General features: G+C 65.8%; 16 protein-coding genes and 2 pseudogenes. 14 read left to right on the top strand and 4 right to left on the bottom strand.

Annotation, left to right across the window (positions count from 1 at the left end; genetic code table 11):
- Positions 1–14 precede the first annotated feature (14 nt).
- On the bottom strand, positions 15–251 hold the full coding sequence (locus H1B27_RS21820; RefSeq protein WP_197967471.1) for a hypothetical protein: 237 nt from the start codon (positions 249–251) through the stop codon (positions 15–17).
- Between the two features lie 30 nt (positions 252–281).
- Between H1B27_RS21820 and H1B27_RS21815 the strand changes: the two genes are divergently transcribed.
- The 4 genes from H1B27_RS21815 (at position 282) to H1B27_RS21800 (ending at position 4716) form a co-directional block, all read left to right on the top strand.
- The gene (locus H1B27_RS21815) at positions 282–1109 is read left to right on the top strand and encodes an ABC transporter substrate-binding protein (RefSeq protein ID WP_061878734.1); all 828 of its coding nucleotides are present in this window, start codon (positions 282–284) and stop codon (positions 1107–1109) included.
- Positions 1110–1163: 54 nt separating this feature from the next.
- Entirely contained in the window at positions 1164–2270 is a 1107-nt protein-coding gene (locus H1B27_RS21810) for a molybdopterin-binding protein (protein WP_197967470.1), read from the top strand.
- A gap of 12 nt (positions 2271–2282) precedes the next feature.
- The gene (locus H1B27_RS21805) at positions 2283–4232 is read left to right on the top strand and encodes a molybdopterin biosynthesis protein (protein ID WP_197967469.1); all 1950 of its coding nucleotides are present in this window, start codon (positions 2283–2285) and stop codon (positions 4230–4232) included.
- Between the two features lie 184 nt (positions 4233–4416).
- Positions 4417–4716, top strand: a complete 300-nt coding sequence (locus H1B27_RS21800) for a hypothetical protein (protein WP_131873677.1) — start codon at positions 4417–4419, stop codon at positions 4714–4716.
- A 10-nt stretch (positions 4717–4726) separates the two neighbouring features.
- On the opposite strand, the gene mobA is transcribed toward H1B27_RS21800, so the two are convergent.
- Positions 4727–5362 (bottom strand): molybdenum cofactor guanylyltransferase MobA, encoded by a 636-nt coding sequence (gene mobA / locus H1B27_RS21795; RefSeq protein WP_197967528.1) that lies wholly within the window; start codon positions 5360–5362, stop codon positions 4727–4729.
- A 1-nt stretch (position 5363) separates the two neighbouring features.
- Positions 5364–6254, bottom strand: a complete 891-nt coding sequence (locus H1B27_RS21790) for a formate dehydrogenase accessory sulfurtransferase FdhD (RefSeq protein WP_061878736.1) — start codon at positions 6252–6254, stop codon at positions 5364–5366.
- Positions 6255–6463: 209 nt separating this feature from the next.
- Between H1B27_RS21790 and mobB the strand changes: the two genes are divergently transcribed.
- The 10 genes and pseudogenes from mobB to H1B27_RS21740 all read left to right on the top strand — a co-directional run bounded on the left by mobB (position 6464) and on the right by H1B27_RS21740 (position 20708).
- A complete protein-coding gene (gene mobB, locus H1B27_RS21785; RefSeq protein WP_061878737.1) occupies positions 6464–6991 on the top strand; it encodes a molybdopterin-guanine dinucleotide biosynthesis protein B in 528 nt (175 codons plus the stop codon).
- 9 nt (positions 6992–7000) lie between these two features.
- Positions 7001–8257: a molybdopterin molybdotransferase MoeA gene (locus H1B27_RS21780; protein ID WP_197967468.1), complete on the top strand. Its 1257-nt coding sequence runs from the start codon at positions 7001–7003 to the stop codon at positions 8255–8257.
- Between the two features lie 46 nt (positions 8258–8303).
- Positions 8304–8537, top strand: coding sequence for a sulfurtransferase TusA family protein (locus tag H1B27_RS21775; protein WP_061024365.1), 234 nt, complete (start codon positions 8304–8306; stop codon positions 8535–8537).
- A 142-nt stretch (positions 8538–8679) separates the two neighbouring features.
- Positions 8680–10113: a sigma-54-dependent transcriptional regulator gene (locus H1B27_RS21770; protein WP_197967467.1), complete on the top strand. Its 1434-nt coding sequence runs from the start codon at positions 8680–8682 to the stop codon at positions 10111–10113.
- Positions 10106–12119, top strand: a pseudogene (locus tag H1B27_RS21765) (sensor histidine kinase). The gene H1B27_RS21770 and the pseudogene H1B27_RS21765 overlap by 8 nt, the downstream one beginning before the upstream one ends.
- Positions 12120–12459: 340 nt before the next feature.
- A pseudogene (locus tag H1B27_RS21760) lies at positions 12460–14101 on the top strand (OFA family MFS transporter).
- 309 nt (positions 14102–14410) lie between these two features.
- On the top strand, positions 14411–16114 hold the full coding sequence (locus tag H1B27_RS21755; protein WP_197967466.1) for an NADH-ubiquinone oxidoreductase-F iron-sulfur binding region domain-containing protein: 1704 nt from the start codon (positions 14411–14413) through the stop codon (positions 16112–16114).
- Complete coding sequence (gene fdhF, locus H1B27_RS21750) at positions 16111–18879, top strand: formate dehydrogenase subunit alpha (protein WP_197967465.1); 2769 nt, start codon at positions 16111–16113, stop codon at positions 18877–18879. Before H1B27_RS21755 ends, fdhF begins: the two co-directional genes overlap by 4 nt.
- A gap of 251 nt (positions 18880–19130) precedes the next feature.
- Positions 19131–19604 (top strand): Cys-tRNA(Pro) deacylase, encoded by a 474-nt coding sequence (ybaK, locus tag H1B27_RS21745; RefSeq protein ID WP_061878745.1) that lies wholly within the window; start codon positions 19131–19133, stop codon positions 19602–19604.
- An 18-nt stretch (positions 19605–19622) separates the two neighbouring features.
- Complete coding sequence (locus H1B27_RS21740) at positions 19623–20708, top strand: HupE/UreJ family protein (RefSeq protein ID WP_197967464.1); 1086 nt, start codon at positions 19623–19625, stop codon at positions 20706–20708.
- An 8-nt stretch (positions 20709–20716) separates the two neighbouring features.
- On the opposite strand, the gene H1B27_RS21735 is transcribed toward H1B27_RS21740, so the two are convergent.
- Positions 20717–21400 carry a GntR family transcriptional regulator gene (locus H1B27_RS21735; RefSeq protein WP_197967463.1) on the bottom strand — a complete coding sequence of 228 codons (684 nt, stop codon included), beginning with the start codon at positions 21398–21400 and terminating at the stop codon, positions 20717–20719.
- Positions 21401–21414: the final 14 nt, after the last annotated feature.

The following is a 21414-nucleotide window of genomic DNA, read 5'->3' as shown; positions in this document are numbered from 1 at the left end:
CATTCCTATGCAAATTATTGCTTCTTTTTGACGCCCGACGCAGGTGGAATTCTGCATTTCAGATTTTTTGTCGGCAGGAACCATGCCCGATCATCTCGCCGCTTTGCAATACATCCCGCACGCGCGTTTTCTGCTTTGGTGAACGATCCTGAATCAATTGCTCGCGCGGTGCGCTCGGCGGCGTTGCCGAAACTTCCCGGCCGGACCGCGCGAAAATGCGTCACGAGTGCGGCGCAATCGCTCATCATCATGATCGCGTCATAGCCAAGGGAACCCCGATCATGGGCCGCCTGTCCGTTGTATTTGCGCTTCTCTGCGGGCTTGCCGCGGGCATTGCGGCGTCATCCGCGGAGGACCGCGGCCTCGTCCTCGCCACGACCACGGCGACGCAGGAGTCCGGCCTGCTCGATCATCTGCTGCCGATCTTCCGCGACAAGACCGGCATCGAGGTCACCGTGATCGCGCGGCGCGCCGACGAAGTGCTCGACGGGGCGCGACGGGGCGAGGTCGACGTCGTGCTGATGCACGCGCGGCCTCAGGAGGAGAAATTCGTCGCCGACGGTTTTGGCGTGAAGCGCTACGACGTGATGTACAACGATTATGTGCTGATAGGGCCGAAGAGCGATCCCGCGGGCGTGAAGGGCAAGGACATTGCAACGGCGCTGAAGGCGATCGAAGCCAAGGGCGCGCCGTTCGTGACGCGGGGCGATCGGTCAGGCACCCACGCCGCGGAACTTGCGCTCTGGATCGTCGCCGGCATCGACATCGCCGCCGCCAAGGGCGCCTGGTATCGCGAGGCCGGGCAGGGCATGGCCTCGGCGCTCCACGCAGCGCGCGCCGCGAATGCCTATGTGCTGTCGGATCGCGGCAGCTGGATCGCCTTCAAGGATCGCGGCGATCTCGACATCGTCGTCGAAGGCGACAGGCGTCTGCTCAACCAGTACGGCGTGATGCTGGTCAACCCTGAGAAGTTTCCGAACGTGAAGAAAGACCTCGGCCAGACCTTCATCGACTGGCTGACATCGCCGGAGGGGCAGACGGCGATCGCCGGCTACAAGGTCGACGGGCAGCAGCTGTTCTTCCCCAACTCCGACAGGTCGGGCGGTTGAGACTCGCATCGCGGGCGGTTGCCAAAGCGGGCGATGCATGGTCCATCATGGCGCATGACCCAGCACCTGCCGCCCTCGCTGACGCCGCTCGAGACCGCCCTCGCCGCGTTGCTGCGAGGCGTTGATCCCGTCGCGCCGGTGGAGGTGCCGTGCGCAGAAGCGATCGGCTGCATCGCGGCGGGTCCTCCGCTGCTTGCCGCCTATCCTTCGCGCGACATTGCCGCCGCGGACGGCTGGGCGCTAAGCGCCAACGATCTCGTCGGCGCGTCCTCCTATTCGCCGCTGCCTTTGACAGGCGTGCCGGTGTGGGTCGAGGCCGGCGACACGATGCCGGCAGGATCCGACTGTGTGCTCGATGCCGATGCCGTGGAGGTGTCGGGGCCGCTGGCGCAGGTGCTGGCGGAGGGCGTGCCCGGACAGGGGGTCCGGCGCGCCGGCAGCGACATTGCGAACGGCACGCCTGCCGGCGCCGAAGGCCATCCGGTCGGTGCGGCCGATCTCTTGATGGCGCGCGTTACGGGTCTGGAAAAGCTCGGCGTGCGGCGGCCCCGGCTGCACATTGTCAATGTTCCGGGCGCGACGGCAACGATGCATATGGTCGCCGGGCTCACGCGGGCGGCGGGACTCGACGTCGAGACGCGTCAAGCTCGGGCACGCGACGAAGCATCGATTGCCGATGTGCTCGATGCGTCCTCCTGCGATCTTCTACTGATGATTGGCGGCAGCGGGGTGGGCCGCCAGGACGCCGCCATCACGGCCCTGGCCCGGCGTGGCGCGGTGCTGGCGCACGGCCTTGCGCTCCAGCCCGGACGCACTGCCGCGGTTGGTCGGCTCGGACAGGTTCCCGTCGTCGCCTTGCCCGGCTCGCCCGATCATGCGCTTGCGGCCTGGCTCGCGCTCGTGCTGCCGCTGGCCGATCGTCTGTCGGCGCGTCGGCCGCGCCGACGAGTGACCTTGCCGCTCGCGCGAAAAGTCGCATCCGATGTCGGCATCGCCGAGATCGCTTTGCTGGCCGGGGAACATCGCGCCTGGATGCCGCTTGCCGTGGGCGAATGGCCGCTTCAGGCCATCGCCCGTGCGGACGCGTGGCTGCTCATTCCCGCCAGTCACGAGGGATCTGCGGCAGGTATGCCCGTCGATGCCCATCTGTTGCGGGAGTGATATGGCCCTGGCATGACGATGATCCCGAAATCACCGGACCGCAGCGCGCTCGATCAGGAGCAGTTCCTCGATATCCTCTCGCGCGAGGAGGCCCTGGCGCGCTTCGAGGCGTCCTTGTTCCCGCGCGCGCTTCCGAGCGAGTCGCGCAAGCTCGCTGCCGCACTCGGTGCGGCACTCGCCGAAGACGTCACCGCACCGATCGACGTGCCGCCGTTCGACCGGTCCAATGTCGACGGCTTTGCCGTGCGCGCCGCGGATCTTGCGCCGGCCGGCGAGGGCGCGCCCGTGCGCCTCGCGCTGAATGGCGAGACCATTCATTGCGGCACCGCGCCGACGCTGCAGGTGGCGGCGGGTACCGCGACGCCGATTGCCACCGGCGGTCCGCTGCCGCGCGGCGCCGATGCCGTAGTTATGGTCGAGCACACCCAGCCGGCGGGCTTCGATGCGATCGACGTCCGTCGCGCCGTCTCGCCGGGGCAGTTCGTCTCATACGCGGGATCCGACATCGCGCGCGGCGAGGCGCTGCTGCGCGCCGGCACTCTCATCGGCTCGCGCGAGATCGGCATGCTGGCGGCCTGCGGCATTGCCGAGGTGAGCGTCGTGCGCAAGCCGCGGGTTGCCGTGATCTCCACTGGCGACGAACTGGTGCAGCCCGGCCTGCCGCTCGCGCCTGCCGAAATCTACGATACCAACGGCGCCATCGTCGCGGCCGCGGTCGACGAGAATGGTGGCGAGGCCGTCTTCCTCGGTGCCATTCCCGACGATGAAGCCAGGCTCGAAGCGGCCATGCGCCGCGCGCTTGCAGACTCCGACATGCTGGTGCTGTCGGGCGGTACGTCGAAGGGCGCGGGCGATCTCTCCCATCGCATCATCGGCCGGCTCGGCGCACCCGGCATCATCGCGCATGGCGTTGCGCTCAAGCCCGGCAAGCCGCTGTGCCTTGCGGTTTGCGACGGCAAGCCTATCGTGATCCTGCCGGGCTTTCCGACCTCGGCGATGTTCACCTTCCACGACATGATCGTGCCGGTGCTGCGCAAGATGGCCGGCCTGCCGCCGCGCTCCGATGCCAAGGTGAACGCGACCGTGCCGGTGCGCATCGCCTCCGAGCTCGGCCGCACCGAATTCATCATGGTCTCGCTGGTCCAGGGCAGGGACGGCCTGATCGCCTATCCCTCCGGCAAGGGGTCCGGCGCGATCACGTCATTTGCGCAAGCGGACGGTTTCTTGCGCATCGATGCGCTGGTGGACCAGATGCCGGCCGGGACTGAAGCCGAAGTGACGCTGTTCACGCCGCATGTGCGCGTGCCCGATCTCGTCATCGTCGGCAGCCATTGCACCGGCCTCGATCTCGTCACCGCACCGCTCGCGCATGCCGGCCTGACGGTGCGCTCAATCGCGGTCGGCAGCCTCGGCGGGCTTGCGGCGGCCAGGCGCGGCGAATGCGACCTCGCGCCGATCCACCTCTTCGACGACAGAAGCGAGACCTACAACACACCCTATCTCGTCGAGGGGCTCGAGCTCGTCCCCGGCTGGCGGCGGATGCAGGGCATTGTGTTCCGCAAGGGCGACGCGCGCTTCGAGGGCCTGAACGCGAAGGATGCGGTCGCTGCCGCGCTCGCTGACTCCACCTGCATCATGGTCAACCGCAACCAGGGCGCCGGCACACGCATCCTGATCGACCGGCTGCTCGGCGGCGTGCGGCCGGAGGGCTATTGGAACCAGCCGCGGTCGCACAACGCGGTTGCGGCGGCCGTCGCCCAGCACCGCGCCGACTGGGGCATGACCATCGCGCCGGTCGCCCATGCGGTCGGCCTCGGCTTCATTCCGCTGGCGGAAGAACACTATGACTTCGCACTGGTGACGGCGCGCAAAGACCGGCCGGCCGTGCGGGCCTTTCTCGACGCACTCGGCTCGGACGAGGCGCGCGCGGCACTCGAGCGAGCCGGATTTCGGCCTGCGTAGCAACCTTGCAGGAGACCTCGCGCGCCAACGTCTGGCTGGAGGAAAGGACCGACGCGAGCAGGGTCTATGGTGACGGGGCTGGTGGTGCCGCTGGCGGCCTTAGCGGAGCGCTCCCGTGCTCGGTCCGGTCGAGGGCGATGAACTTAGACGGCCGCCGCTGCGACCAAGGGACGTGAGCCAGATCATGACCGCGTCAACATCCGCAAATTTCCGCAAGATTGCTGCACTCGTCGCAGCGGCCGGCACGCTGTTCTGGCTCTACACCTTCTACTTCATCGCTCATGTCCCGCCCGGGGACGGCACCGGCTTTCAATGGCTCGCGGTGTTTCCGCTGGGCATGATCTTCATGCTGTTCTTCGTGCCGGCCTGGCTATTGATCGCCATCGGCCGCTTGCCGCGGTTCACCATTGTCGTCGGCCTCTGCGGCCTGGTCGCGTTCGCGATCATCTGGTCGCAACTGCTCAACGAGTTTCCGAAATCCTGAGGTCGCTAGACTAGGATGCCTCATCCAGCGCCGCCAGGCGCTCGGCCTCGGAGATGTCCTCGACCGTGTTGGCATTGAAGAACGGATCGAGCGGCTCCGCCGGCCACGTCACCGTTGCGAGCGGATAGCGCGCGGTCCAGCGGTCGATCTTGCGGAGGTCCTCGACGACCAGCGCGTGACGCAGCTCGTTGCGCAAGGCGACGCGCCACAGGCCGATCACCGGATGCGACTGCTGACCCGACGCGGCGACTGCAAGCTGCGCGTTCTCGCGCGCGCGTGCGTCATGCAGCCGTGCGACGAGATCGCGCGGCAGGAACGGGCAGTCGCCGGCGGCGCTGAGCACCCATTCGATCTCCGGCCGGTTCGCCGCGGCCCAGTCGAGCGCAGCGAGGATGCCGGCGAGGGGGCCGGGAAAGCCGGGCACGTCGTCGGCGACGACTTGCAGGCCGAACTCAGCAAAGCGGGCGGGATCGCCGTTCGCGTTGAGGATCAGCCCGCTGCACTGGGGCGAAAGGCGCGCGATCACGCGCTCCAGGATGGTACGCCCGCCAATGGTGCGCATCGGCTTGTCGCCGCCGCCCATGCGCCGTGCGAGGCCGCCGGCGAGCAGCACGCCGAGAGTCGATGGAACGCCCGTTGTCGGAATCCTAGTCGTCACCACCTTCACCCTTGCGCTTGTGTCTGGCCGACTCCTCCTCGACGTAAGCAAGGTTCTGGTCGTAGACGATGCGCTCCTCGCCTGCGAGCGCAATGAAGCGCTTTCCGCGGGTGCGTCCCACCAGCGTCAGCCCGACCTGCCTTGCGAGATCGACGCCCCAGGCGGTGAAGCCGGAGCGCGACACCAGAATCGGAATGCCCATGCGGACAGTCTTGATCACCATCTCCGAGGTGAGACGCCCGGTGGTGTAGAGGATCTTGTCGCCAGGCTCGACGCCGTGGCGGTACATCCAGCCCGCGATCTTGTCGACGGCGTTGTGGCGGCCGACGTCCTCGGTGTAGCAGAGTGGTTCTCCCGCCTTGCACAGCACACAGCCGTGGATCGCGCCGGCTTCGAGATAGAGCGAAGGCATGGTGTTGATGGTCTGCGTCATCTGGTAGAGCCAGGAGGTGCGCAGCTCGGCCTTCGGCAGCGCGACGCTCTCGACGGCCTCCAGCAGATCACCGAAGGCGGTTCCCTGCGCGCAGCCTGAGGTCTGAGTGCGCTTCTTCAGCTTGGCCTCGAAATTGGTGTGATGTGCGGTGCGCACCACGACCACCTGGAGGTCGTCGTCGTATTCGACCTCGGTGACCACGTCGTTGAATTTCAGCATGTTCTGGTTCAGCAGATAGCCGAGCGCCAGATATTCGGGATAGTCGCCGATCGTCATCATGGTGACGATCTCCTGGGCATTCAGGTAGAGCGTCAGTGGCCGCTCCATCGGGACCTTGATCTCGACCTTGGCGCCGGTCTGGTCGGTCCCGGTCACGCTCTGGGTCAGGCGCGGGTCGTCGGGATTGGGGATGATCAGGGGCACCGGGGCTTTGTCGATCTTCATCATGGCGGCGAGGTTAGCATGACATTCGGGTCAAGCCGATATAAGCATGGCGGGAAAGAGCGAAATGCCGCCTCGGCGTCATTGCGAGCGGAGCGAAGCAATCCAGGATCTTTCCGCGGCGGCAGTCTGGATTGCTTCGCTGCGCTCGCAATGACGGGGTTGGACCGGCGGTTCCACCCAAGGACTGAGTCGTGCGCAGCGACGGAGCTGGAATGAAAGTCATCGGCCTTGCAGGCTGGAGCGGTGCGGGCAAGACAACGCTATTGACGCGGCTGATCCCGCATTTCAACGCGCAGGGCCTGCGCGTCTCCGTGATCAAGCATGCGCATCACCAGTTCGACGTCGACGTGCCGGGCAAGGATTCCTGGCGCCATCGCGAGGCCGGCGCGGCGGAGGTGCTGGTCGCCTCGTCCAACCGCTGGGCGCTGATGCATGAGCTGCGCGGGGCGGCGGAGCCGCGGCTGCCGGAGCTGCTCGGCAAGCTCTCCGCCGTCGATCTCGTCGTGGTCGAGGGTTTCAAGCGTGAGCCGCATCGCAAGATCGAGGTGCACCGCGCCGGCAACGGCAAGCCGTTGCTGTTTCCCGATGATCCCGGCATTGCCGGGATTGCGAGCGACGTCGCGATTGACACAAGGCTGCCGACTGTCCATCTCGACGATATCGCGGCTGCCGCGGAACTGTTGCTGCGCGCGGCGATGCCGGTCGAGGAAGCGGTGGCAAAGAGCGCCGCGATAGGCTGACGAGGCACCATGGCGCAACTATCGGACGATTGCTTTGCCTTCGGCGGCCCGATGATGTCGGTCGACGAAGCCGTTGGCCTCATCACGGCGCGCGTCAACGCGATTGTCGATCTCGAAACCGTGGCGCTGGTCGACGCCGACGGGCGCGTGCTCGCGCGCGATGTGGCCGCACCTTTGCCGCTGCCGCCGTTCACCAACTCCGCCGTCGACGGGTACGCCCTGCGCAACGCCGACCTTCCGGCAGGCGCCGAACGGGCGTTCCCGCTCGACGGCCGCATCCAGGCCGGCGGTCTTGCGCAAGCGCCGATCAGGCCCGGCTACACCGCACGCATCTTCACGGGCGCGCCGATGCCGCCGGAGGCTGAAACCGTCTTCATGCAGGAGGACGTCCGCATCGATGCTTCAGGCAGGATCGTGCTGCCGCCGGGGCTGAAGCGTGGGGCCAATGTCCGTCCCGCAGGCGAGGACATTCCGCAGGGTCACGTCGCGCTCCGCGCCGGCCAACGCTTGCGACCGCAGCATGTCGCCCTTGCCGCCGCGTTCGGCCTGACGGGGCTCGAGGTCGTCAGGCGCATCCGTGTCGCCGTGTTCTCGACCGGCGACGAATTGGCGTCGCCCGGCGAGCCGCGCGCCGCCTCGCAGTTGTTCGATTCCAACCGTTTCATGCTGATGGCGATGCTGCGCCGGCTCGGCTGCGAGGTCAGCGACCTCGGCATTCTGCGCGACGAGCGGACGTCGCTCGCGAACGGCTTGAAGCAGGTCGCGGGTCACCATGACCTGATCCTCACCACCGGCGGCGTCTCGACCGGCGAGGAGGATCACGTCAAGGCGGCGGTCGAGAGCATCGGCTCGCTGGTGCTGTGGCGGATGGCGATCAAGCCCGGCCGTCCCGTGGCGATGGGCATCATCGGCGGCACGCCGCTGATCGGATTGCCCGGCAATCCCGTCGCGAGCTTCGTGACGTTCGTCCATGTGGTGCGACCGACGGTGTTGGCGCTCGCGGGTGGCTTGCCGGAACCGTTGACGCCCATCCCGCTGCGCGCGGCGTTCACTTACAGGAAGAAGGCCGGCCGGCGGGAATATGTGCGCGCCTCCCTGCGGCGCGCGCAGGACGGTGCGCTCGAGGCGATCAAGTTTCCGCGCGAGGGGGCCGGGCTGCTGTCGTCGCTGGTCGAGACCGATGGCCTCGTCGAACTCGACGAGGACATCACGAATGTCGAGCCGGGGCAGGACGTCGGCTTCCTGTCCTACGCGGGTCTGCTCTAGGCGCCCTTGCGTTGACGCGATCGACCGGTCCCGCCATGTTGCAGCCATGACCAGAACCATGCTCGATCTCACCGGACTGAAATGCCCGCTGCCTGCCCTGAAGACGCGCAAGGCGCTCAAGCCTTTGCAGCCGGGTGATCAGCTCGAGGTTCACTGCACCGATCCATTGTCGGTGATTGACATTCCGAACCTGATCCGCGAGACCGGCGACAAGGTCGAGATCACCGAGCGCAACGAGGCGCGCATCGTGTTTCTGGTCGAAAAGAGCGGCGCCCCGTAGAAAGGCGAATGTTCACGGCGGCGACCTTTGACTATGCTGCGCCTGCGGGGAAACGGCCGTCGCTTCGCTGCAATGCGAAAGACGCCGATTATTGCGGTGGGATGATCTCGAACCCAAGATTCTCAAACCTAAGACATCGGGAATGACCTTCTCAACATCGAGAGCAAGCGCAGCCGCAAATCCCGCGGTGGGACGCGAGCCTGACGCCAAGCTCGGCAAGGCGGCTGCAGGACCGGAGTTCAGCGCGCTGGCGCAGGCCTCCATCCTGATCGTCGACGACGAGCCGGGCATGCGCAATTTCCTGGTGCGCACGCTTGCGCCGCGCTGCAAGCTGGTGGACGAGGCGGCCGATACCGACCAGGCGTCGCGCAAGCTCGATTCCAACCGCTACGACGTCGTCATTCTCGACAACATCATGCCCGGCAAGAATGGCGTCGACTGGCTCGCCGAGCAGCGCGCCGTCGGCTTCTTCGCCGATGCCATCCTGATCACCGCCTATGCCGACCTCGACACCGCGATCCAGGCCCTGCGCGCCGGTGCGGCCGATTTCGTGCTCAAGCCGTTCCGCTCCAACCAGATCCTCAACGCGGTGGCACGATGCCTCGACCGCGTCCGTCTCCAGCGCGAGAATTATGTCCTGCGCTATGCTCTGCGTGCCTCGTCCGACCGCACCTTTCTGCGCGACAATCTGATCGGACAGTCGGCAGCGACGCTGCGCGTGCGTGAGACCATCGCGCGCGTCGCGCGCCTGCCGACCTCGATTCTCCTCACCGGCGAATCCGGCACCGGCAAGGAAGTGGCAGCGCGCTCGATCCACTCGCTGTCGGACCGCGCCGACAAGCCCTTCGTGCCGGTGAATTGCGCGGCGATCCCGCCCGACATGATCGAGGCCGAGCTGTTCGGACACATCAAGGGCGCCTTCACCGGCGCCGATTCGGGCCGCGAGGGCCTGTTCCTGTACGCGCATGGCGGCACGCTGTTCCTCGACGAGATCGGGGAGCTGCCGCTGCCGATGCAGAGCAAGCTGCTCCGCGTGCTCGAAGACCGCCGCGTTCGCCCGGTCGGCTCCGAGCGTGAGGTTCCGGTCGACCTGCGCTTCATCTTCGCGACCAATGCCGAGCTGCAGAAGGAGGTCGAGAAGGGCCGTTTCCGCGCCGATCTGTTCTACCGGCTCAACGTGATGCAGATCCGCCTGCCGCTCCTGAAGGATCGCGGCGACGACGTGCAGGAGCTCGCCACCATCTTCATGAGCAAGCTGTCGGTGCAGCTCGCCATGCCGCCGGTGCCGATCGACGCCTCGGTGCGGGCGGCGCTGGCAAGCTATGACTGGCCGGGCAATGTGCGTGAGCTGCGCAATTTGATCGAGCGCACGCTGATCCTCGGCGCCTTCCCCGACGATTTCGCCGGTCCCCGCAACAACGGTCAGTCGGCGCCAGCCGACAGTCTCGCGGAGCTCGAGCGCCGTCACATTCTCGGCGTGCTGAAGGAGGTCAATGGCAACCGCGAGGAGGCGGCTCGGCGTCTCGGCATCTCGCGCAAGACCATCGACCGCAAATGCGCGTTGTGGGATGTCTGATGCTGTCGGCCGCAGCGGCGAGCCCGTGCGGGGACGCTCCGTCCGCTTCCGGCTGCTCGCGATCGCGCTGCTGCCGATGCTGGTCATCCTGCCGCTCCTGCTCGGCGTTGCGATCTATCGCTGGAACGCGAAATTCGACGCGACCCTGATCTCCAAGGTGAACGGCGATCTCACCATCGCCCACCAATATCTCGCCCGCATCCTGGAAAAGACCGGCGTCCAGCTGCGGGCGCTCAGCCTGTCGGCCCGCTTCCACGAGGTGCTGGCGCCGGATGCGCGCAGCTCCCTGCAGGATCTGCTCGAGGAGACCCGCAAGGAGATCGGTCTCGATTTCCTGTATCTGACCAACGATCGCGGGGATGTCCTGGCCTCGTCGCCGCCGTTGCAGCGTCGACCGAGGAGCGACTGGCCGATCATCACCTCGGCGCTGTCGGGCCAGGTCCCTGCAACAGGCGTCGACATCTTCGGCAATGACGAGCTCGCCGGCCCTCGCCGAGCGCGCGCGATTGGACCTCGTGCCGACCCCGAACGCAGTGCCGACCGACCGCAGCACGGAGACGCGCGGCATGGTCGTGCATGCGGCGAGCCGGGCGATGCTGCCTGACGGTGGCGCCGCTGCGCTGGTCGGCGGCACGCTGCTCAACCAGAACCTGGAATTCATCGACACGATCAACGATCTCGTTTATCGCGCGGCGAGCCTGCCGGAGGGCAGCCAGGGGACCGCGACGCTGTTCCTGGACGACGTGCGGATATCGACCAACGTCCGCCTGTTCGAGGGGCGGCGCGCGCTCGGCACGCGCGTGTCGGCGGCGGTGCGCTCGGCCGTGCTGGGCGAGGGGCGCACCTGGCTCGACAGCGCCTTCGTGGTCAATGATTGGTACATCTCCGCCTACGAGCCGCTGGTCGACAGTTACGGCAAGCGCGTCGGCATGCTCTATGTCGGCTTCCTGGAGAAGCCGTTCAGCGAAGCCAAATACCAGACATTGGTGATCATCGTTGCAGCGTTCATCGCCATCACCGCTGCGACCGTGCCGATCTTCCTGCGCTGGGCGAGCTCCATCTTCATGCCGCTGGAGCGCGTCACGGCGACGATCAGCGAGGTGGAGCGCGGGAATCTCTCCGCCCGCACCAAGATGCCGGTGCTGGGTGACGAGATCGGCCGCGTCGCGGTTCATCTCGACAGCCTGCTCGACCAGATCCAGGAACGCGACCGACAGCTCCGGGAGTGGAATGAGGAGCTGAACATCCGCGTGCGCGAGCGCACGCGCGACCTCGAGCACGCCAATCTCAAGCTCGAGGCGACCACCAAGCAGCTCATCATGTCCGAGAAGCTGGCTGCAATCGGCGAGATCACCGCCGGCGTGGCCCATGAGATCAACAATCCGATCGCGGTGATGCAGGGCAATCTCGACGTCATCCGCAGCGTGTTCGGCGCCGATGCCGACAAGGCGAAGGTCGAGTTCCGCCTGCTCGACGAGCAGATTCACCGCATCAGCCAGATCGTGACCAAGCTGCTGCAGTTCGCAAGGCCGGAGGAATATGCCGGCTATGTCGAGCGCCATGCGCCGGCCAGCGTCATCTCCGACTGTCTGCCGCTGGTGCAGCATCTTCTGAACAAGACCGAGATCGGCGTGGTCAGGGACGACCGCGCCAACCGGCTCGTGCTGATGAACCGCAACGAGCTGCAGCAGGTCCTGGTCAATCTCATCGTCAACGCGATCCACGCCATGCCGGACGGCGGAACCCTGACGCTTCGCTCCTTCGATGCCGAGCGCGACGGCCATCGAGGCGTCGCCATCGAAGTCACTGATACCGGCATCGGCATGAGCACCGAGGTGATCGAAAAGATATTCGATCCCTTCTTCACCACGAAACAGCGGCAAGGCACCGGGCTCGGCCTCTCCATCAGCCAGACGCTGATCAAGCGCCAGGGCGGACAGATCACGGCCGAAAGCCGCGTCGGCTCCGGAAGTACATTCACGGTGTGGCTACCGGAAGCGGCCTGATTGGACATTTTGTCCGAGGGATTCAGGACATTCTGTCCCCTGCAATATATTGCGTTGCGGGAAGTCATTGAATCGTCACGATGCGGCTTCTGGCACGTGCGTTGCTCATCTCATGACAGGGTGTTGAGGGGGATGAGGGGGCGATAGCCGTCACGGCAACGCTGCTTGCGAGGCGAAGGACAACCCGCGATCGGCTGCTTGCTCGGCGCATATGAGGCGATGCGCATCAGACGATTCTCCTTCGACATGAAGTCCGACCTGTCCTGCGCGGCTGCCAAGCGCGCACACGACCGGTCTCAAACCGATGTGCCGGCAAGGCCGCGCCTGGGAGGGAATGCTTATGACGACTGCCGATACCGTTCTTGCACCGGTTGGTGCCTCCGGCTTCCTCGATCGTGAACGCACGATCGCGACGGCCGGTTTCAATCGCTGGCTGGTGCCGCCGGCAGCGCTGTGCATCCATCTGTGCATAGGCATGGCCTACGGCTTCTCGGTGTTCTGGCTGCCGCTGTCGCGTGCGATCGGCATCGCGGCGCCGAAGTCATGCCCGGACATGTCGCTGTGGCAGGAGCTGTTCACAACGAGCTGCGACTGGAAGGTTGCGAGCCTCGGGTGGATGTACACGCTGTTCTTTGTCCTGCTCGGCGTCTCCGCCGCGATCTGGGGCGGCTGGCTCGAGCGCGCCGGTCCGCGCAAGGCGGGCGTCGTCGCCGCCTGCTGCTGGGGCGGCGGGCTTCTGATCGGTGCCTTCGGCGTCTACGTCCACCAGCTCTGGATCATGTGGCGTGATCGGCGGCGTCGGACTCGGGCTCGGCTACATCTCTCCGGTGTCGACTTTGATCAAATGGTTTCCGGATCGCCGCGGCATGGCGACCGGCATGGCCATCATGGGATTTGGCGGCGGTGCCATGATCGGAGCACCCCTGGCCAATCTCTTGATTAACTACTTCAAGACGCCCACCTCCGTCGGTGTCTGGGAGACCTTCGTCACGATGGGGGTGGTCTATTTCGTCTTCATGATGATCGGCGCCTTCGCCTATCGCGTGACGCCGGCCGGCTGGAAGCCCGAGGGCTGGACGCCGCCGAGTGAGAAGAAGTCGATGATCACCGAGCACCATGTGCACCTCGACAACGCACACAAGACGCCGCAATTCTGGCTGATATGGTGGGTGCTCTGCCTCAACGTGTCGGCGGGTATCGGCGTGATCGGCATGGCCTCGCCCATGCTCCAGGAGATCTTCGCAGGCAAGCTGATCGGGCATCCGGAGCTGACCTTCAGCCAGCTTTCGGTCGAGCAGAAAGCTGCGATCGCGGCGATCGCTGCGGGCTTCGCCGGTCTCTTGTCATTGTTCAACATCGGCGGTCGCTTCTTCTGGGCCTCGATGTCGGACCTCATGGGGCGCAAGAACACCTACTACACGTTCTTCGTCCTCGGCATCGTGCTCTATGCGCTGGCGCCGACCTTCGCGGCGATGGGCTCGAAGCTGCTGTTCGTGCTCGGCTTCGGCATCATCCTGTCGATGTATGGCGGCGGCTTCGCGACCGTGCCGGCCTATCTCGCGGACATGTTCGGCACCCAGTTCGTCGGCGCCATCCACGGCCGGTTGCTGACGGCATGGTCGACCGCGGGCATCATCGGCCCCGTCGTGGTCAACTACATCCGCGAGTTCCAGCTCGCGGCCGGCGTGCCGCGCGACCAGCTCTACAACACCACCATGTACATCCTGTGCGCGATGTTGATCGCGGGCCTGATCTGCAACTATCTGATCAAGCCGGTCGATTCGAAGTGGCACATGAAGGACGCCGATGTCGCCAAGTTGCAGGCGGCGAGCGCCAGCGCTGCAGCTGCGGGGCCGCATGGCTCCTACGGCATCGGCTTTGGCGGGCTCGACGCCAGGGCGGCGCTGTTCTGGGCCTTCGTCGGCGTTCCCTTGGCTTGGGGCGTGTGGAAGACGGTGGAGAGCGCAGTCAAGATCTTCTGATCGCACATTCATCGCGAGCAGGAGCGCGCGATGCGCGCTCCCGCCGTAGCGTCGGAGCGGGACTTCGATGCGATTTCGCTATCGCAGCATAGGAAGCCTTTATTGATTCTCCAGACCAATTCAGGCTTCGTTCTGTCAGTTGGCGCGTTGGACGAACGCAAGGCTGTGTCCGGGCAGCGATCCACGGTTGTCCTTGGGGCTGCTCGTGGGCTGCACTCAACTGCTTCCTTGAACATGATAACTTGATTGGCATTTGGCATGCCAGAAGCTAGAACTGGAGCCGTTCTAAGACGAGGTCGAGACGAATCGATGAGCCACGACGTGCATGAGGTCCGCTCCTTCGAGCATCCCGGTGAGGGACGCCGACGCGCCAAGGCGACGCCCAAGGGGCGGCAGGTCGACCCCACGGCCGCGCACGAGATCGAGCTATTGCTCGGCGACAGGCCGCGGCGGCGCGATCTGCTGATCGAATATCTGCACCTGGTCCAGGACAGATATCACCAGATCTCGGCTGCGCATCTGGCCGCGCTCGCCGACGAGATGAAGCTCGCCTTCGCCGAGGTGTTCGAGACGGCGACCTTCTACGCGCATTTCGATGTGGTGAAGGAAGGCGAGCCCGATATCGCGCCGCTGACGATCCGCGTCTGCGATTCGCTGACTTGCGCGATGCTTGGTGGCGAGAAGCTGCTCGAAGATCTGCAGAGCGCGTCAGGTCCCGGCATCCGCGTCGTGCGCGCGCCCTGCGTCGGTCGTTGTGATAGTGCGCCCGCCGCGGAAGTCGGTCACAACTTCGTCGATCACGCCACCGTCGCCAATGTGATGGCGGCGGCCAAGGCCGACGACATTCACGCGCATCTGCCCGAATATGTCGACTACGACGCCTATGTCGCCGGCGGCGGTTACAAGCTGCTGGGCCGCCTGCGCTCCGGCGAGTTGTCGAAGGACGATCTCCTGAAAGCGCTCGACGATGCCTCGCTGCGCGGCCTCGGCGGCGCCGGCTTCCCCACGGGGCGCAAATGGCGCGCGGTGCTGGGAGAGCCTGGGCCGCGGCTGATGGCGATCAATGGCGACGAGGGCGAGCCCGGCACGTTCAAGGACCGCTATTACCTCGAAACCGATCCGCACCGCTTCATCGAGGGCATGCTGATCGGCGCGCATGTGGTGCAGGCCTCCGACGTCTACATCTATCTGCGCGACGAGTATCCGGCCGCACGCGAGATCCTCCAGCGCGAGATCGCAAAGCTGCCGCCGGGCGGCCCGACGCTGCACATGCGGCGCGGCGCCGGCGCCTACATCTGCGGCGAGGAATCCTCGCTGCTCGAAAGCATCGAAGGCAAGCGCGGCCTGCCCCGGCACAAGCCGCCTTACCCGTTCCAGGTCGGCCTGTTCGGCCTGCCGACGCTGATCAACAACATCGAGACGCTGTGGTGGGTGCGCGACATCGTCGAGAAGGGCGCCGACTGGTGGAAGGGCCATGGCCGCCACGAGCGTCACGGTCTGCGCAGCTTCTCGGTCTCCGGGCGCGTGAAGAATCCAGGCATGAAGCTCGCGCCCGCGGGCATCACCGTGCGTGAGCTGATCGAGGAATATTGCGGCGGCATGGCCGACGGCCACCAGTTCTACGCTTACCTGCCGGGCGGTGCGTCGGGCGGCATTCTACCGGCGTCGATGGACGATATTCCGCTCGATTTCGGTACGCTGGAGAAATACGGCTGCTTCATCGGCTCGGCCGCGATCGTGATCCTGTCGCACAAGGACAGCGTGCGCGCGGCGGCACTGAACCTGATGAAGTTCTTCGAGGACGAGAGCTGCGGTCAGTGCACGCCTTGCCGCGTCGGAACCCAGAAGGCGGCGCTGCTGATGCAGAAGCCGGTCTGGAACCGCGCTTTGCTGGAAGAATTGAGCCAGGCGATGCGCGATGCCTCGATCTGCGGGCTCGGACAGGCGGCATCGAATCCGCTGTCCTCCGTGATCAAATATTTCCCTGACGAGTTCAAGGAAGCGGCCGAATGACCAAGATTACGTTCGAGCTCGACGGCAAGCAGGTCGAGGCCAAGCCCGGCGAGACGATCTGGCAAGTCGCAAAGCGCCAGGGACGAGAGATTCCGCATCTGTGCTATTCGCCGGCACCGGACTATCGCCCTGACGGCAACTGCCGCGCCTGCATGGTCGAGATCGAGGGCGAGCGCGTGCTGGCGGCATCCTGCAAGCGCACCCCGTCGGTCGGCATGAAGGTGAAGACCGAGTCCCCGCGCGCGGTGTCGGCGCAAAAGATGGTGATGGAGCTGCTCGTCGCCGACCAGCCGGCGCGCGAGACCTCGCACGATCCGGATTCGAAGTTCTGGCACTGGGCCGAGACGACGGGCGTCACCGAGAGCCGCTTCCCTGCCGCCGAGCGCTGGGCGACCGACGCCAGCCATCCGGCGATGCGTGTCAATCTCGATGCCTGCATCCAGTGCGGTCTGTGTGTGCGCGCCTGCCGCGAGGTCCAGGTCAACGACGTCATCGGCATGGCTTATCGTAGTCACGGCTCGAAAATCGTGTTCGACTTCGACGATCCCATGGGCGAATCCACCTGCGTCGCTTGCGGCGAGTGTGTGCAGGCCTGCCCGACCGGCGCCTTGATGCCGGCCGTGATGCTCGACGACAAGCAGACGCGCGTCACCTATGCCGACAGGAAGGTCGATTCGCTTTGCCCGTTCTGTGGCGTCGGCTGTCAGGTGACCTACGAGGTCAAGGACGAAAAGGTGATCTATGCGGAGGGCCGCGACGGCCCGGCCAACCACAACCGTCTCTGTGTGAAGGGCCGCTTCGGCTTCGACTACATTCACCATCCGCATCGCCTGACCAAGCCGCTGGTGCGGCTGCCGAATGCGAAGAAGGACGCCAACGACCAGGTCGACCCGGCCAATCCGTTCACCCATTTCCGCGAGGCGAGCTGGGAGGAAGCGCTCGACATCGCGGCCAGGGGCCTCGTCAAGATCCGCGACGAGAAGGGCGTGAAGGCGCTGGCCGGCTTCGGCTCGGCCAAGGGCTCGAACGAAGAGGCCTATCTGTTCCAAAAGCTGGTGCGCACCGGCTTCGGTTCGAACAATGTCGACCATTGCACCCGGCTCTGCCACGCCTCGTCGGTGGCGGCGCTGTTCGAAGGCTTGAGTTCGGGCGCGGTGTCTGCGCCGTTCTCCGCCGCGATGGATGCCGAAGTGATCTGGGTGATCGGCGCCAATCCGACCGTGAACCATCCGGTCGCCGCGACCTTCATCAAGAATGCGGTGAAGCAGAACGGCGCCAAGCTGTTCGTGATGGATCCGCGCCGGCAGTCGCTGTCGCGTCATGCGACCAGGCATCTGCAGTTCAAGCCGGGCTCCGACGTCGCCATGCTGAACGCGATGATCAACACGATCATCACCGAGGGCCTCACCGACGATCAGTACATCGCCGGCTACACCGAGGGTTTTGAGGACCTCAAGGAGAAGATCAAGGAGTTCACGCCGGAGAAGATGGAGCCGATCTGCGGCATCCCGGCTCAGACCTTGCGCGAGGTCGCCCGCACCTATGCGCGGGCAAAATCGTCGATCATCTTCTGGGGCATGGGCATCAGCCAGCACGTCCACGGCACCGACAACGCGCGCTGCCTGATTGCGCTGGCGCTGATCACCGGCCAGGTCGGTCGTCCCGGCACCGGCCTGCATCCGCTGCGCGGCCAGAACAACGTGCAGGGCGCCTCCGACGCCGGGCTGATCCCGATGTTCCTGCCGGACTACCAGCCGGTCGGCCGCGACGACTTGCGCGGCAGCTTCGAAAAGCTCTGGCAGCAGGATCTCGATCCCGTCCGCGGCCTGACCGTGGTCGAGATCATGAACGCGATCCATGCCGGCGAGATCAGGGGCATGTATATCGAGGGCGAAAACCCGGCGATGTCCGATCCCGATCTCCAGCATGCCCGCCAGGCGCTCGCGATGCTCGATCATCTCGTGGTCCAGGACCTCTTCGTCACCGAGACCGCGTTCCACGCCGACGTCATCCTGCCGGCCTCGGCCTTCGCCGAGAAAGAGGGCTCGTTCACCAACACCGACCGCCGCGTCCAGCTCGCGCGCCAGGTGATCAAGCCGCCCGGCGATGCGCGACAGGATCTCTGGATCATCCAGGAGATCGGCAAGCGCATGGGCCTGCCGTGGAATTATTCCGGTCCCGGCGACGTCTACACCGAGATGGCGGAGCTGATGCCGTCGCTGAAGAACATCAGCTGGGAGCGGCTGGTGCGCGAAGGCGCGGTGACCTATCCGGCCGACGCTCCTGACCAGCCCGGCAACGAGATCATCTTCACGACCGGCTTCCCGACCGCGAGCGGCCGCGGCAAGATCGTGCCGGCCAAGGTGATCCCACCGGACGAGATTCCCGACGACGAATATCCGATGGTGCTGTCGACCGGCCGCGTGCTGGAGCACTGGCACACCGGCTCGATGACGCGTCGTGCGCAGGTGCTCGACCAGATCGAGCCGGAGGCGGTCGCGTTCATGTCGCCAAAGGACATGCGCAAGAAGAAGCTGGTGCCCGGCGATTTCATTCGCCTGGAGACCCGCCGCGGCGCCGTCGAGGTCAAGGTCCGATCCGACCGCGACGTGCCGGAGAATATGGTGTTCATGCCGTTCTGCTATGCGGAAGCAGCGGCGAACCTGCTCACCAACCCGGCGCTGGATCCGTTCGGCAAGATCCCGGAGTTCAAGTTCTGCGCAGTGCGTGCCGAACGCGCGGAGATGCGGGACGCGGCGGAGTAGGACGTTCTTGTCGGGTTTGGCAGCCTAGCGCCGCCAAATCCGACTGTCGTCCCCGCGCACGCGCGGGGACCCATCCCGCGTGATCTCGCGATTGCGGACGGTTGCAGTCCCGACTAGGAGCCTTCGCCAAACTCCTCCTTGGGGTTATGGGTCCCCGCGTTGCGCGGGGACGACAGCTGAATTTGTGGCGGGCATTGTACCCCCATCCCCCACCGCTTCGCTCTTCGCAATGACGGTGCTACATGTGACGCATGTCCAAAGTCACCCCAGCCACGCGCGCGCTTGACGCCGCCGGTGTCGCCTTCACGGTCCACGGCTACGAGTACGATCCCGATGCCGAGAGCATCGGGCTGCAGGCCGCCGCCGCGCTTGGTGAGGACCCGGCGCGCGTCCTGAAGACGCTGATGGCGCAGGTTGACGGCAAGCCGGTCTGCGTGGTCGTGCCGTCCGACCAGGAGGTCTCGATGAAGAAGCTCGCCGCGGCCGCGGGCGGCAAGTCGGCGCAGATGATGAAGCCGCCCGAGGCGGAGCGCGTCACCGGCTACAAGGTCGGCGGCATCAGCCCGTTCGGCCAGCGCAAGCCGGTACGTACCGTGATCGAGCAGAGCGCGCTTGCGCATGAGCTCGTCTATCTCAATGGCGGCCAGCGCGGCTTGCAGGTGCGGCTGAAGCCGGCCGATGTGCGGGATGTCTTGAAGGCGGTCGTGGCGGATGTGCTGGCGTGACGGCGACGGAGCGGGATCGTGAAGTGGCCGCTTCTGCTGTGGCTTGCGGTTCTGCTCGGCATCGGCCGTCCGGCCGAGGCGCATCAGGTCAACCTCGTCACGGCGCGCGTGGCGCTGACCGCCGATCGCACGGTGAGCGTCGAGATCGGATTGAAGGGCAGCGATGTCGATCGCCTGATCGGCACGAGGACGTATGACGCAAAGCAGGACGCGGTCGATCCCGTGGCGGTCGAAGCGGCCGGCGCCGCAATCCTTGCCTACCTCGATACGCATATGGCCGTGACAGGGGGCGGCGCGGCCTGCGTGCCGGGCAATGCTGCGATTTTGCCTGATGGCGACGGCATCATCTATCGCAACAGCTTTGCTTGCGCGAACACGGCCGGCGATATCGTCTATCGCTCCACCGTGCTGACGGAAAAGGACAAGGCTGCGCGACAGGTCGTGCTGGTTGCGCAGGGCAGGTCCGAGACGCAGGCCTTGCTCGATGCCGACAATATCACGGTCACGCTCTCGACGGAGCCGCCGTCGCTGTCCTCGACCATGTGGCGCTATCTCCTGACCGGCATCGAGCATATCTTCCTCGGTTACGATCACGTCGCATTCCTGGCAGCAATCGTTCTATGGGCGCGCCGGCTGATGCCAGTCGTCAAGATCGTCACCGCCTTCACCGTCGCTCATTCCCTGACATTGTCGCTCGCGGCGCTAAATGTCCTGGTCGTCCCGAGCCGCATCGTGGAACCGGCGATCGCGGCCTCGATCGTGTTCGTGGCGATCGAGAACTTCTTCTCGCGTGACGTCGACAAGCGCTGGCGCCTGGCTTTCCTGTTTGGTTTGATTCACGGCTTCGGCTTCGCTGGCGTGCTTCGGGAGATCGGCTTGCCGCCGGGTGCGATCGTCCCGGCGCTGGCCGCCTTCAACCTCGGAGTCGAGATCGGGCAGATCGCAATCGTCGCGCTGATCCTGCCGGTGCTTGGCCTGTTGGATCGTGTGACTGTGGTCGGTCGGGATGAGCCGGCGCGCGCGGCGAGGCTGGTCTACGCCATGTCCGCGGTGATCGGCCTGCTCGGTGGCTATTGGCTGCTGACGCGCGTGTTCGAGGCTTGAGCCGGCGGCTACTGCTTCTGCAACAGCTTGAGCCGGCAGCGCAGCGCTTCCCGGATATGCGCGCGTGCCAGCTTTTCCGCCTTGTCGCCGTCGCGCGCGGAGATGGCCTCGATGATGCCTTGGTGCTCACCGTGACTGGTCGAGGGGCGCCCCGATACGGTGAAGGTGGTCGGGCCGAGCAGGGCGATCCAGTCCTGCAACTCGCGCGAAGCGTTGTCGAGATAGCGGTTGCGCGCGGCGCGGCAGATGGCCTCGTGGAAGGCGCGGTTGAGCCGCGCCATCTCCGCGGTGTCGGTTCCGGACGCCTCGACAAAAGCCTGCTCGATGTCTCGGAGCGCCTCGATCTCCGTCGTTGAGGCGTGCTCGGCGGCGAGGCGCGCGGCGGCGCCTTCCATGATTTCGCGCATGGCGTAGAGCTCGAGCACCTCGGAGATGTCGAGATTGCGAACGATCAGCCCGCGGCCAGCGGCGGGCTCGACGAAGCCGCGTGCCGCAAGGCGGCCCAGCGCTTCGCGAACCGGGGTGCGGCTGACCTTCAGCCGCTGGGCGACTTCTTCCTCGCGCAGGCGGTCGCCCGCGCGGTAGCTGCCGGCCTGGAGCGCCTCGCACAGCGAGCGGAACACGGCTTCGCCCAGCGCAACGCCGGCGCTGCGCGAAATCGACCCGCCTGTCCTTGCCGGGCGTCTGGCCATTGTCCCTCGATGCA

It is taken from the genome of Bradyrhizobium diversitatis (assembly GCF_016031635.1).
GTDB lineage: Bacteria > Pseudomonadota > Alphaproteobacteria > Rhizobiales > Xanthobacteraceae > Bradyrhizobium > Bradyrhizobium diversitatis.
Note: the sequence above shows the minus strand (reverse complement) of the source record. Positions and strands in the feature narration are given on the sequence as shown.